General features: G+C 63.5%; 13 protein-coding genes. 6 read left to right on the top strand and 7 right to left on the bottom strand.

Features of this window, described 5'->3' with window-relative positions; translation table 11 throughout:
- From V7N12_RS09000 to V7N12_RS08980, 5 genes are all read left to right on the top strand, one after another.
- The coding region (locus tag V7N12_RS09000; RefSeq protein ID WP_443089953.1) for a (2Fe-2S) ferredoxin domain-containing protein at window positions 1–193 on the top strand (193 nt) is incomplete at its 5' end.
- Entirely contained in the window at window positions 180–1112 is a 933-nt protein-coding gene (locus V7N12_RS08995; RefSeq protein WP_333714161.1) for an ABC transporter substrate-binding protein, read from the top strand. The genes V7N12_RS09000 and V7N12_RS08995, both read left to right, overlap by 14 nt.
- On the top strand, window positions 1113–2120 hold the full coding sequence (locus tag V7N12_RS08990; RefSeq protein WP_333714160.1) for a FecCD family ABC transporter permease: 1008 nt from the start codon (window positions 1113–1115) through the stop codon (window positions 2118–2120).
- Window positions 2113–2865 (top strand): ABC transporter ATP-binding protein, encoded by a 753-nt coding sequence (locus tag V7N12_RS08985; protein ID WP_333714159.1) that lies wholly within the window; start codon window positions 2113–2115, stop codon window positions 2863–2865. Before V7N12_RS08990 ends, V7N12_RS08985 begins: the two co-directional genes overlap by 8 nt.
- Window positions 2866–2956: 91 nt before the next feature.
- Complete coding sequence (locus tag V7N12_RS08980; protein ID WP_333714158.1) at window positions 2957–3691, top strand: glutamine amidotransferase; 735 nt, start codon at window positions 2957–2959, stop codon at window positions 3689–3691.
- 95 nt (window positions 3692–3786) lie between these two features.
- Here V7N12_RS08980 and V7N12_RS08975 read toward each other — a convergent pair whose 3' ends face one another.
- The 5 genes from V7N12_RS08975 to V7N12_RS08955 form a co-directional block, all read right to left on the bottom strand.
- Window positions 3787–5055, bottom strand: coding sequence for an NAD(P)/FAD-dependent oxidoreductase (locus V7N12_RS08975; RefSeq protein WP_333714156.1), 1269 nt, complete (start codon window positions 5053–5055; stop codon window positions 3787–3789).
- A gap of 204 nt (window positions 5056–5259) precedes the next feature.
- Window positions 5260–7011 carry a SulP family inorganic anion transporter gene (locus tag V7N12_RS08970; RefSeq protein WP_333714155.1) on the bottom strand — a complete coding sequence of 584 codons (1752 nt, stop codon included), beginning with the start codon at window positions 7009–7011 and terminating at the stop codon, window positions 5260–5262.
- Between the two features lie 61 nt (window positions 7012–7072).
- Window positions 7073–7414: a TIGR01244 family sulfur transferase gene (locus tag V7N12_RS08965; protein WP_333714154.1), complete on the bottom strand. Its 342-nt coding sequence runs from the start codon at window positions 7412–7414 to the stop codon at window positions 7073–7075.
- Window positions 7415–7441: 27 nt separating this feature from the next.
- Window positions 7442–8323, bottom strand: coding sequence for an MBL fold metallo-hydrolase (locus V7N12_RS08960; protein WP_333714153.1), 882 nt, complete (start codon window positions 8321–8323; stop codon window positions 7442–7444).
- A gap of 92 nt (window positions 8324–8415) precedes the next feature.
- Window positions 8416–9078 carry a Crp/Fnr family transcriptional regulator gene (locus V7N12_RS08955; RefSeq protein ID WP_333714152.1) on the bottom strand — a complete coding sequence of 221 codons (663 nt, stop codon included), beginning with the start codon at window positions 9076–9078 and terminating at the stop codon, window positions 8416–8418.
- Window positions 9079–9238: 160 nt separating this feature from the next.
- Here V7N12_RS08955 and V7N12_RS08950 point away from each other — a divergent pair, with 160 nt between their 5' ends.
- Window positions 9239–10066: a bifunctional allantoicase/(S)-ureidoglycine aminohydrolase gene (locus V7N12_RS08950; RefSeq protein ID WP_333714151.1), complete on the top strand. Its 828-nt coding sequence runs from the start codon at window positions 9239–9241 to the stop codon at window positions 10064–10066.
- On the opposite strand, the gene V7N12_RS08945 is transcribed toward V7N12_RS08950, so the two are convergent.
- Window positions 10063–10548, bottom strand: a complete 486-nt coding sequence (locus V7N12_RS08945) for an ureidoglycolate lyase (RefSeq protein WP_333714150.1) — start codon at window positions 10546–10548, stop codon at window positions 10063–10065. The two genes, V7N12_RS08950 and V7N12_RS08945, sit on opposite strands and share 4 nt — an antisense overlap.
- Window positions 10545–11735: 2-oxo-4-hydroxy-4-carboxy-5-ureidoimidazoline decarboxylase (uraD, locus tag V7N12_RS08940; protein ID WP_333714149.1), on the bottom strand; the 1191-nt coding region annotated here is incomplete at its 5' end. The genes V7N12_RS08945 and uraD, both read right to left, overlap by 4 nt.

The raw sequence follows: 11735 nt of genomic DNA, 5'->3' as shown, positions 1-11735 counted from the left end.
CCTTGTGACGACGACGGGCTGTCTTTTCCCCTGCAATCAGGGTCCGTCACTGGTGCATTACCCCGCAGGCCATTGGTACCGTATCCCCGACGCATCTGCCCTGCGCCGCTTTGTGTCCGAAGCGCTTGTCGCGGGCCGCATCCTTTCCGACCTTCATTACCATACCACAGGAGCAGTCTATGAAGACGTTTAAAATAGCCTTACCCCTGATCGTCGCAGCGGGCCTTGCCCATGCCGATCCGGTCACCATCGCAAGTTGCGGTGCGTCATTTACTTATGAGGCGGCGCCGACACGGGCGATCACGCTGAACCAGCAGGCCACAGAGGTCATGCTTGCTCTGGGTCTGGAAGCGGCGATGGTGGGGACCGCCTATATCGACGATGCGATCCCCGCGCAGTGGTTGGACGCCTACAACGCTGTCCCCGTCCTCGCCGAAAGATATCCCGCCCGCGAAATCGTGGTCGCCGCCGAACCGGACTTTCTCTTTGCCGGTTTCGCCTCGGCCTTCAACGAAGACAATCTGGGCGCGCAAGACGAATGGAACGCCCGCGCGGTCGGGACCTACCTTGTCGATGCCTCTTGCCGCGAAACACATCCCAAAGACCGCCCCTTCACGATCGACCCGATCCTGACCGACATCGAAACCATCGGCAGGATCTTCCGTGTCGAGGACCGCGCCACGGCGCTGGCGGCTGACATGCGCGCGCGGCTGGAAGCGGTGCAGGCCGATCCGGCTGGCGACAACCAGTCCGTCTTCATCTTCGACAGTGGCGACGCGACCCCCTACTCGGTCGGGTGCTGCGGCACGCCGACCCTGCTGACAGAGCTTGTGGGGCTCAGCAACATCGCCAATGACGTCGCAGGCACATGGGTCGACCTTGCATGGGAAAGGGTGGTCGCCGCCGATCCCGATGTCATCGTCCTGATCGAGGCCGATTGGTCCACCGCAGCGGACAAGCGCGCCTACATGGAGGCTGATCCGGTTCTGTCGGAACTGCGCGCCGTGCAGGAAGGCCGCTTTGTCACCGTGCCCTTCTCGGAAACCCTGCTGGGTATGCGCTTTGCGGATGGTGTGGAACGCCTGAATGCCCAACTGGCGGCGCTGAACTAGATGACGGCACGCGCGCCCCTGCTTTTCGGGCTGTCGCTGGCCCTTCTGGGGCTGGTGATGGTCGCGGGCGTCCTTTGGGGCACCGCAGAGATCACATGGGGCGAGCGTCTTGCCATCCTCACCCGCGCAGATGATGCGCCGCGCGGGCTGAGCATGATCGTCTGGGAGTGGCGCATCCCGCGCGTGCTGGCCGTTGCGCTGATCGGTGCGGGGCTGGCCCTTGCGGGGGCGTTGATGCAGACGGCGCTGCGCAATCCGCTGGCCGATCCCTATCTGATGGGGCTGTCATCGGGGGCATCGGCAGCGGCTGTCGCGGGGATCATCTGGCTGCCGTCCGGCATCACCGATGTCGTCGGCATTCCCGTCCTCGCCTTCCTCGGGGCCGGGGCGGCCTTTACCATGACCTTGGGGCTGTCCATGCAGCGCGGTCGGTCTCTGGATCCGCTGGTGGTGATCCTGGCGGGTGTCGCCGTATCGCTGATGTTTCAGTCCCTGACGGCGTTCTTTCTCTATCTCGGCGATCCACAGGCGACACGCTCGGCGCTGGGCTGGCTGATGGGCTCGGCCTCGGGCACCGGCTGGAACGACATCCCGATGTTGCTGGGGGCATTGACCCTCGTGGGGGTATTGGCGCTCTGGCGGGCGGGGGATCTGGATGCCACGCTCTTGGGCGATGAACGGGCCGAGGCGCTGGGCGTGCCTGTCGAGACCCTGCGCTACAGCATCTTCTTCGGCACTGTCCTCTTGACCGGCCTTGCCGTCGCCGTGGCGGGCATCGTCGGCTTTATCGGCCTGATCCTGCCCCATATGGCCCGCCTGATCGTGGGCGCGCGGCACCGGGTGCTTATTCCGATGGCGATGTCTCTGGGGGCTGCGGTGCTGGTCGCTGTGGACCTGTTGTGCCGCTTGCTGCTGGCACCCGAGGAACTACCCTTGGGTGTCCTGCTGGCGCTTTTTGCGGCCCCGCCATTTATCCTGATCCTGCGCGGGATGCGCCGTCATGCCTGACCCCGTGCTTGAAATTCGGGGCCTTTCGATCAACCTCGGGGGCGGGCCTTACGTCAAGGACGTCTCGCTGCGGGTGAGCGCGGGCCGGACGCTTGGCCTTTTGGGGCCGAATGGTGCGGGCAAGACGACCATCCTGCGCGCCATCTATACCGCTTTGCCACCCACACGGGGCGAGATCGTCCTTAATGGTGTTGCCAAGCGGGACTGGCGACGCGCCGACTGGGCGCGGGCCGTCGGCGCGCTGGTGCAGGGCGACGGCCTGCTTGCCGGACTGACGCCGGTCGATATCGTGGACATCGGTCTAAAGCCCCTCGGCTTGCCAGAGCCTGCGCGTGACGCAAGACGCGAAGAGGCCCTGGCATTCGTCGGCCTTGCGCACAAACGCCTGCAAAGCGCCGAGAACCTTTCGGGCGGAGAGCGCCAGAGGTGCTACTTTGCCCAGCTGCTGGCACGTGACCCCGCGCTCTATGTTCTGGACGAGCCGACCAATCACCTCGACCTGCATTTTCAGCTCAAGCTGCTGGACGAGGTGCGGCGCCGCAAGCGAAGTGCGATTGCCTGTTTTCATGATCTGGCGATGGCCAAGCGCTACTGCGATGACGTGGCGATTCTGGAACAGGGGCGGATCGTGGCTTTCGGACCGCCTGACGTGGTCCTGTCCCGCCGACAGATCGCCGAAAGCTATCAGGTCGCCGCCGAGTTCCGCGAGAACGCGCTGCATATCGACGGACCTATCGGTGACTGATCCCGCATCGGTCCAAGGCGGCGCGGTCAGTTTGCAAGGATGTCTTGCCCGGATGATTGCCATCCCGCGACCGCCGACCTAATGACATCGCATGAAACCCTTTCTGATCCTGCAACTGCGCCCAGAGACCGACGCCTCGGATGATGAATATGCGGCGATCCTTAACAAGTGCCGCTTGACGCGGGACGAAACCCGCCGGATCCGGCTTGATCGGGAGATGATCCCCGCGGATCTGGATGTGACGGAATTTGCCGCGGTCATCGTGGGCGGCGGGCCGGGTTGCGTCAGCGACCCTCCGGACACGAAAAGCGCGCTGGATGCGCGGATCGAGGCGCAGATCCTGGGCCTGATGCCGCAGATCACCGAACGCGACCATCCGTTGATGGGCTGTTGCTATGGCTTGGGTATCCTTGCCCACCATCTGGGCGCGCAGGTCAGCAAGGACCGGTTCGGCGAACCCGTCGGCGCGTCGGTCTGCACGATGACACCTGAAGGCGCAAGCGATCCTCTGCTTGCGGGGCTGGCGCGGGAATTCGACGTCTTCGTCGGCCACAAAGAGGCCGTGCAGTCCCTGCCCGAAGGCGCCGTCCACCTGCTGGGGTCCGCGCCCTGCCCGTTCCAGATGATCCGCTTTGGCCAAAACGTCTACGCGACCCAGTTCCACCCCGAGGCCGACGCCCGAGATTTCGAGCGCCGCATCAGGATATACCGCAATCACGGCTACTTCCCGCCCGAGGATGCCGACCGCCTGATCGCCGCCTGCCATGCGGCAAAAGTCACCGTTCCGGGCGAAATCATGCGACGGTTCGCGGCGCGGTATCGCTAGATCGGCGATCTTGCTATTGCCGATGCCAGACGCAGGATCGGACGGGCCGATTTGATCACAAGCGCCCGACGACACACCGCCGGGCGCTGCGCTTGTTAGCCGAACATGTCGGCGACGATCCCGTCATACCAGCCGATCGATTCCTGATAGGTCGCGGCCCGCACTTCGGCCGTCTCGCCCGTCTGCGAGACGAAACCACCGGTCGAGGCGATCTTTTCCTCGGTCGCCTCATAGGTTGCACCGACCTTGACGCCGTCGTCGGTGTCGATCAGCGACCAGCAGGTATTGGCAAAGCGTGCCGGGAAGACGTTCGATCCGGTCAGGGCACCGCGCACGGCCATGGCGCAGACCTTGGCCTGACTATTGGCCGAGAAGCCGGACTTCGGCATGTCGCCCTGTGCCGCCGCATCACCGAGGACATGGATGTTTGGGTCGATCCGCGAGGACATGTCGAAGGCGCTGACAGGTGCCCAGTTGCCTTCGGTGATCCCTGCGATCTCGGCAATGCGGCCGGCCTTCATCGCCGGGATCACGTTGCAGACATCGACGTTGGTGACCTCTCCATTGATCGACAGCGTCATCGCCACGGGATCGACCGCGATGTTGTCGGCGCCGCCATCGGGACCGACCCGCGTGATCATGCCGCTGTAGTGCTTTTCCCAGCCTTCCTCGAACAGCCCCTGCTTGGAGAAGCTTTCCTTGGGATCCGCGACAAGGATCTTGGCGGTCGGGTTGATCTCTTTCAGCAGGTGCGCGACCATGCTGACCCTCTCATAGGGTCCGGGCGGGCAGCGGTAGGGGTTCGGCGGGGCGACCATGGCGAAGACACCGCCCTGCGGCATGGATTCCACCTGCGCTTTCAGAAGTTCCGTCTGCGATCCGGCCTTGTAGGCATGGGGCATGGCGTTCGCGGCCGAAACATCCCAACCGGGAACCGCACCATCGACAAAGTCGATCCCGGGGCTGAGGATCAGCCGGTCATAGGGCAATGTATGACCACCGGCGGTCGTCACCGTCTTGGCTTCGCGGTCCACACCGATCGCCCAGTCATGCAGCACGTTGATCCCATAGGACGCGGCAAGATTGCCATAGGAATGGCCGAGACCGTCCATATCACGGAAACCGCCAAGATAGAGGTTGGAGAAGAAACAGGTGTAATAGGCCCGCGTCGGCTCGATCAGTGTCACGTCGATCGCGCCGTTGCTGTCCTTGGCGATATAACGCGCGGCTGTCGCACCGCCTGCGCCGCCACCGACGACGACGACCCTTGGCTTTCCGCTGCCTTGGGCATGCAGCATCGGTGCCGCCAGAAGGCCCGCTGCCGCCCCTGCTGTTCCCATGAAGGAACGTCTGTTGAGTGTCATTCTTTCTCTCCCTGATTGCGGGACCGGTTGACGCGATCCCTGAAAGATCCGCAGCACTGGCCGCCATTTCATCATGCGACAGGCGTTGCGCGCCCATCGGCAAGACCTTGGGCGCAGGCACACCTTCCCGCCCAACATGCCTCGCATCGACAGGGACGTCTACTGTCCAGTTGGGGATACTCGGGATACCGCAGGCAAGTCGCGTCACCTGACCAATGGCGGCTCTTCGGCTGATCCCTCGGGCGGACGAGCAAGAAAATGCAGCCAGGCATCATACTGCGACAGAAAGACCCGCCCGTTCAGATCATCGACGAAATGCGACCGCTTCAGCCGGTCCATGACGGGGCCCTTCACCTCGGTCAGGTGGAACCCGACCCCAAGGTCCCCAAGGCGCTGGTTGATCGCTTCGAGACTTTCCAACGCGGAATAATCCACCGCGTTCACCGCCGAGAAGATCAGCACCACGTCGCGGATATCGCTGCCTTCGACGACGCGCGCCTGTATCAGGTCTTCGAGAAACCGTGCATTCGCGAAATAGAGGCTTTCATCCACCCGCAGGCTCAGCAGGCGGGGGTTTGTCGCGACCTGATGGCGGTGGATGTTGCGAAAGTGCTGCGTGCCGGGGACAAGTCCTACCTCGGCCACATGCGGACGCGACGTCTTGTAAAGGTGCAAAAGGACGGAAATCGCGACACCGGATGCCACACCGACCTCGACCCCCATGGTCAGGGTCAACAGGATCGTCACGGCAACGGCGGTGAAATCCGCGCGGCTATACCCCCAGGTCTTTTTCAGGATCGACAGATCGACAAGGCTGAGAACAGCGACGATGATCGTCGCGGCAAGGGTCGCCGTCGGCAGAAAGTAGACCAGCGGCGTCAGGGCCACAGCCGCAATCGCCAGTCCGACAGCGGTAAACGCCCCCGCCGCGGGCGTTTCTGCCCCTGCGTCGAAGTTCACCACCGACCGCGCGAAACCACCCGTCACGGGATAACCGCCGGTGAAGGCCGCGCCAAGATTGGCGGCACCCAGACCGATCAGCTCTTGATCGGGGTCGATCCGCTGGCGCTTCTTGGCGGCCAAGGTCTGCGCCACCGAGACGGATTCCACGAAACCGATGACCGAAATCAGAATCGCCGGCATCAGCAGCGCACCGATCAGATCAGGCGAGAACCCGGGCAAGGTCAGCGGTGGCAGGCTTTGCGGCACAGCGCCTACGATCTTGACGCCCTGCTCGGCCAGGCCGAAACCCCAGACCGCCAAGGTCGTCGCGACGACCGCCGCGACCGGTCCCGCCTTCGTCAGGATATCCGCGACAAGGGGCGAGGCCCCCATGCGCCTCAGCAGCGGCTTCAGCCCCTTGCGGACCCAGAACAGGAAGGCTGTCGCCAGAACACCGATCACCAGGGTGATCCAGTTGATCTCGGCCAGATTGGACAGCATGGACCCCAGCATTTCCGGCAAGGTGTGCCCATGGGCGCTGACCCCCAGAATATGCTTAAGCTGGCTGGTGGCGATCAGGATGCCGGATGCGGTGATGAAGCCTGCGATCACCGGATGGCTGAGAAAGTTTGCCAGAAACCCCAGTCGCAAGACACCCATCAGCACAAGAAACACGCCCGACAGGAAGGCCAGCGTCAGCGCGGCGACGGCATAGCCCGCGGTCCCCTGCTCGGCCACCTGCCCGATCGCCGAAGCGGTCAGTAGCGAGACCACCGCCACAGGTCCGACCGCAAGCGCGCGCGAGGTCCCGAAAACGGCATAGAGGATGATCGGCGCGATCGAGGCATAGATCCCCGCCTCGGGCGGCAAACCCGCCAGAAGCGCATAGGCCAGCGACTGCGGGATCAGCATGATCGTCACGATCACTGCGGCGATCATGTCGTTGGAAAAGGCGGTGCGATTGTATGTCCGACCCCAGTCGAGGAGCGGCAGATAGCGGCGAAGGGATGTCATGGGGGATACTTCTGTTGAAGGGTGCGCCCCGCCGGCACGGGCCGGCGGCAGCGCGCATTGCTCAGACGGCGGTGGGCTGTTTGCCGTCGCAAAGTGACCAGAGCGAGGCGGCCCGCGCCCCGCTGCGGCAATAGGCCAGAACGGGCTGCGGCAAGTCTTTCAAGGCTGCCGCAAGGGCCGTCACATTGTCCTGAGTGACCGCACCGGGGATGACCGGGATATAGGCGGTCTTCAGGTCCGCCGCTCGGGCGGCGGCTGCGATCTCGGCAAATGCGGGCTGGTCTGCACCCTCGTTGTCGGGGCGATTGCAGATGATCGCGCGGTAGCCTGCCGCCTTGATCGCGGCGATATCCGCCGCGGTGATCTGGGGGCTGACGCTGAAGGTCGGGGATATGTGTGTCACGTTCATTTCTTCTGCTCCCAAGCGACTTCAGAGACCGTTGACCGGCACTTTGAGCATCGGGTTGCCGTCCTTGTCGGTCGGCACGGCCCCTGCCCGCATGTTCACCTGCAACGACGGGATGATCAGTTTCGGCATGGCCAGTTGCGCGTCACGCTCGGTGCGGAACTTGACGAAGTCTTCCTTGGTCTTGCCGCCGCCCACGTGGATATTGTGGGCCTTTTCATCCGCGACGGTGGTTTCCCACTGGATGTCGCGGCCATTGGGGCCGTAGTCGTGGCACATGAAGAGACGCATATCATCCGGCAGCGTCAGAACCTTCTGGATGCTGTCGTAAAGGACACCGGCATCGCCCCCGGGGAAATCCGCGCGGGCCGATCCGCCGTCAGGCATGAACAGGGTATCGCCAACGAAGGCCGCGTCGCCGATGACATGCACCATGCAGGCCGGCGTATGGCCGGGCGTATACATGGCGAAGGCCTGCATGTTCCCGATGGTATAGGTATCGCCATCCTCGAAGAGCGCATCGAACTGCGAGCCGTCGCGCTGGAACTCGGTGCCTTCGTTGAAAACCTTGCCGAAGGTGTCCTGCACCACGGTGATCTTCGCGCCGACGCCGATCTTGCCACCCAGCTTTTGCTGAATATAGGGTGCAGCACTCAGGTGGTCGGCGTGGACATGGGTCTCGATGATCCATTCGAGCCTAAGGCCCTGCGTTTCGACCTGCCGGATCAGTTCATCCGCATGGTCGAAGGTGATGCGGCCAGCGGCATAGTCGATGTCCATGACGCTGTCGACGATCGCGCAGGACTTGCTGGTCGGGTCCTTGACGATATAGCTGATCGTATTCGTGGCTTCGTCAAAGAAGGCCTGCACCTCGGGGGTGATGGTCATGTCTACTGGATAGGTCATATCGGTTACTCCGTTCATTTTCCTTGACGGTCAGATAGGCGGGCACCGCGCGTCCTTCTGTGACGAAAGTCACCCAAGTCGCATTTTTCGCATCACCGGCTGTCGGCGAGGATCCGCAGGGCGGCCTTGTCGATCAGCGCGATCCGCCCGCGGGACTGGGCGATCATCTCGCGCTTCTGGAAATCGGACAGGACACGGCTGACGACCTCGCGGGCGGTCCCGAGTTCGGCTGCAAGGTCCTGATGGGTGGCAGAGACTTCCTTGTCGCCGCCTGCCATGGTCAGAAGACGCTCGGCGAGGCGGACATCCATCCGCCCGAAGGCCACATCATCGACAACGCGCAAAAGGTCGATCAGACGGCGCGCATAGGCGGCAAAGACAAATTTGCGGAAGGCCTCTTCTTCGGCCACCAAACGTTCGAATGCAGGTTTGGGCAGGACGATCGCAGTGATATCGGTTTCGGCGATCCCTTCGGCGTTGTATGCCTCTTCCGCCAGCATGCAGGCGGTGGTCAGCACGCAACTGTCACCGGCATCGACGCGATAGAGCACGATTTCACGTCCCGTCTCAGAGGTCTGAGAGACACGGATTCGCCCCTCATAGAGAAACAGCAGGCTGTCGGGGACATGCGACGGACCGAAGACCGAGTCCCCCTTGGCCAAGTGGACGACCCTTGCAACGGTGTTCAACCGCGCGCGCACCTTGGGTGGCAAGGCGGCGGTGCCTGAAAAGCGCACTGTCCAGTCTTCGATCATGGGGGCGGCTGCATGTGCCTTTTGCGGTCGGTCTGCCACGATCATCGCGGCTCGGCCCGCCCGCGGCAAGCACCAAGTCGGAGCCGCCGCCCTTTTCGGCTGGTCTGCCGACGCGGGCTCTTGCATAATTCGGCTGTAACAAAACCCGGACCAGTCCCAAATGACCCGCACATATCATGCCCCGCAGGGCGGCCTGCCAGACCAGAGCCAGCTTCTGACGGATCGCGCCGTCTTCACCGAGGCCTATGCCGTGATCCCCAAAGGCACGATGCGGGATATCACCACAAGCTATCTGCCCTTCTGGGACAAGACGCGGGCATGGGTCATCGCGCGCCCGCTCAGCGGCTTTGCCGAAACGTTCTCGCATTACATCATGGAGGTGCAGCCGGGCGGTGGCTCCGACCGGCCCGAGACCGCTCCGGCGGCAGAAGGTGTGCTCTTCGTGGTCGCGGGCAAGGCCAGACTGCAGGCGGGCGGCGAAAGCCACCGGATGACGGAAGGCGGCTATGCCTATCTGCCGCCTGATAGTGCTTGGACCTTGCATAATGACGGCGACGGCGCGCTGCGGTTCCACTGGATCAGGAAAGCCTACATGGCCGTCGACGGCCTTGATCGGCCCGACGTTCTTGTGACCAATGAAAACGACGTCGATCCCGTCGCGATGCCCGGCACGGATGGCAAATGGGCGACGACACGCTTTGTCGATCCGTCCGACCTGCGCCATGACATGCACGTCAATATCGTCACCTTCGAACCGGGGGCGGTGATCCCGTTTCTGGAAACCCATGTGATGGAACACGGGCTTTACGTGCTGGAAGGCAAGGCCGTTTACCGGCTGAACGCGGATTGGGTCGAGGTCGAGGCCGGCGATTTCATGTGGCTGCGCGCCTTCTGCCCGCAGGCCTGTTACGCCGGCGGACCGGGCCAGTTCCGCTATCTGCTTTACAAGGACGTCAACCGGCACATGCCCCTGAAGATCGGCGGCTAATCCGTGACGGTATAGGCCGCATCGAACCAGTGTTCCTGCAGGTTCGCGCCCTCGCCGATCCGGTCCACCACCGCAAAGAGCCCCGGCGCATGAAGCGGCGTCAGCACCCCGTGCCACGTATTGCGGTGATAGTTCACCCCCTGCCCCGGCGCGGTCTTGAAGGCCAGCGGCCTGTCCGGTCTGCCGCCTGCGTCGGGGGCCACGATCACGACAAAAGGATGCTGTGTCATCGGCAGGAAGGACTGACTGCCCAAAGGGTGCCGCTCGACCATGGCAAGGGTCATCGGCAGGGTGCGGGCCTCGGCATCGAAGATGCTGATGCCTGCACGACCATCACCAAAGTCAAGCACGGCGCGGTCGTGGAAACGTCCGCAAAGCCCCTGATTGATGATCCTGTCGGGATCGCCTGCGATCTCCAGCACGTCACCGAAGGGCGCAAAGGCCGATGCGGTCAGCGGCTGAAGCGTCAGGACGCGGCTCATCGGCCCAGCTTTTCGATCAGGCGCAGTTCGGCGATGCGTTCGACCTGACGGCAGGCCTCGGCGAATTCGGTCGCGCGGTCGTTGCCGATGCGGCGGTGGAAGGCGGAAAGGATGCTGGCCTTGGTGTTGTCCTTGACCGCGATGATGAAGGGGAACCCGTGGCGCGCGACATAGTCGGCGTTGAGTTTCTGAAAGGTCGCGCGTTCGTCATCGGTCAGCATATCCAGACCCGCACTCGCCTGTTCGCCCGTGCTGTCCGCCGTCAGCCGCCCCGCTGCCGCCAGCTTGCCCGCCAGATCGGGGTGGACGTTGAGGACGCCGAGGCGCTGCTCCTCGCTGGCAGACCGGAACACACGGGTCAGCGCACTATGGACGCCCGCCGCCGTGTCATGGGCAGGCCCCAGTTCCAGATCATGCGCCGCTTCGGCAATCCACGAGCTATGTTCGAAGATGCCACCGAAGGCGGCGACAAAGGCGTCTTTCGTCATCGCCGAGGGGCGTTCGCGCGTCACCGGCGGATGTGCCTTGGCCCAATGGTCGGCAATCTGTTCACGGGTCGCAAACCAGACGCCCCTATGTGCTGCCATGTGATCCAGCGCCCGTTTCAGCGCCAGCGCCCGCCCGGGCCGCCCCGCCAGACGGCAATGCAGACCGATCGACAGCATCCTGGGCGCGCCTGCCTGTCCTTCGGCATAGAGCACGTCGAAACTGTCCTTCAGATAGCTTTCGAACTGGTCGCCCGTGCTGAAGCCCGCCTGAATGGCAAAGCGCATGTCGTTGCAATCCATCGTATAAGGCACGATCAGCTGGTCCTTGCCGCCCGCCTTGACCCAATAGGGCAGATCATCGGCATAGCTGTCGGCGATATAGGCAAGATCGCCTTCCGCGGCCGCCAGATCGACGGTGTTCATCGAACAGCGGCCCGTATACCAGCCGCGCGGCGGGGCACCCACCACCTCGGTATGCAGGCGGATCGCTTCGCGGATCGCTGCGCGTTCCTCATCCGCGCTCATGTCCTTGTGTTCGACCCACTTGAGGCCGTGGCTGGCGATTTCCCACCCCGCTTTCTTCATCGCCGCCACCTGCGCGGGCGCGCGGGCCAAGGCTGTAGCGACGCCATAGATCGTGATCGGCAGATCCTTCAGCATCCGGTGCAGCCGCCAGAAGCCCGCGCGCGCGCCGTATTC

This window comes from Yoonia sp. (assembly GCF_036770585.1).
Classification (GTDB): Bacteria; Pseudomonadota; Alphaproteobacteria; order Rhodobacterales; family Rhodobacteraceae; genus Yoonia.
This window is presented reverse-complemented; position numbering and strand designations above follow the sequence as displayed.

Coding starts and splice junctions, on each gene's coding strand:
- V7N12_RS08995 (WP_333714161.1), top strand. CDS start 180: ATGAAGACGTTTAAAATAGCCTTACCCCTGATCGTCGCAGCGGGCCTT.
- V7N12_RS08990 (WP_333714160.1), top strand. CDS start 1,113: ATGACGGCACGCGCGCCCCTGCTTTTCGGGCTGTCGCTGGCCCTTCTG.
- V7N12_RS08985 (WP_333714159.1), top strand. CDS start 2,113: ATGCCTGACCCCGTGCTTGAAATTCGGGGCCTTTCGATCAACCTCGGG.
- V7N12_RS08980 (WP_333714158.1), top strand. CDS start 2,957: ATGAAACCCTTTCTGATCCTGCAACTGCGCCCAGAGACCGACGCCTCG.
- V7N12_RS08975 (WP_333714156.1), bottom strand. CDS start 5,055: ATGACACTCAACAGACGTTCCTTCATGGGAACAGCAGGGGCGGCAGCG.
- V7N12_RS08970 (WP_333714155.1), bottom strand. CDS start 7,011: ATGACATCCCTTCGCCGCTATCTGCCGCTCCTCGACTGGGGTCGGACA.
- V7N12_RS08960 (WP_333714153.1), bottom strand. CDS start 8,323: ATGACCTATCCAGTAGACATGACCATCACCCCCGAGGTGCAGGCCTTC.
- V7N12_RS08955 (WP_333714152.1), bottom strand. CDS start 9,078: ATGATCGAAGACTGGACAGTGCGCTTTTCAGGCACCGCCGCCTTGCCA.
- V7N12_RS08950 (WP_333714151.1), top strand. CDS start 9,239: ATGACCCGCACATATCATGCCCCGCAGGGCGGCCTGCCAGACCAGAGC.
- V7N12_RS08945 (WP_333714150.1), bottom strand. CDS start 10,548: ATGAGCCGCGTCCTGACGCTTCAGCCGCTGACCGCATCGGCCTTTGCG.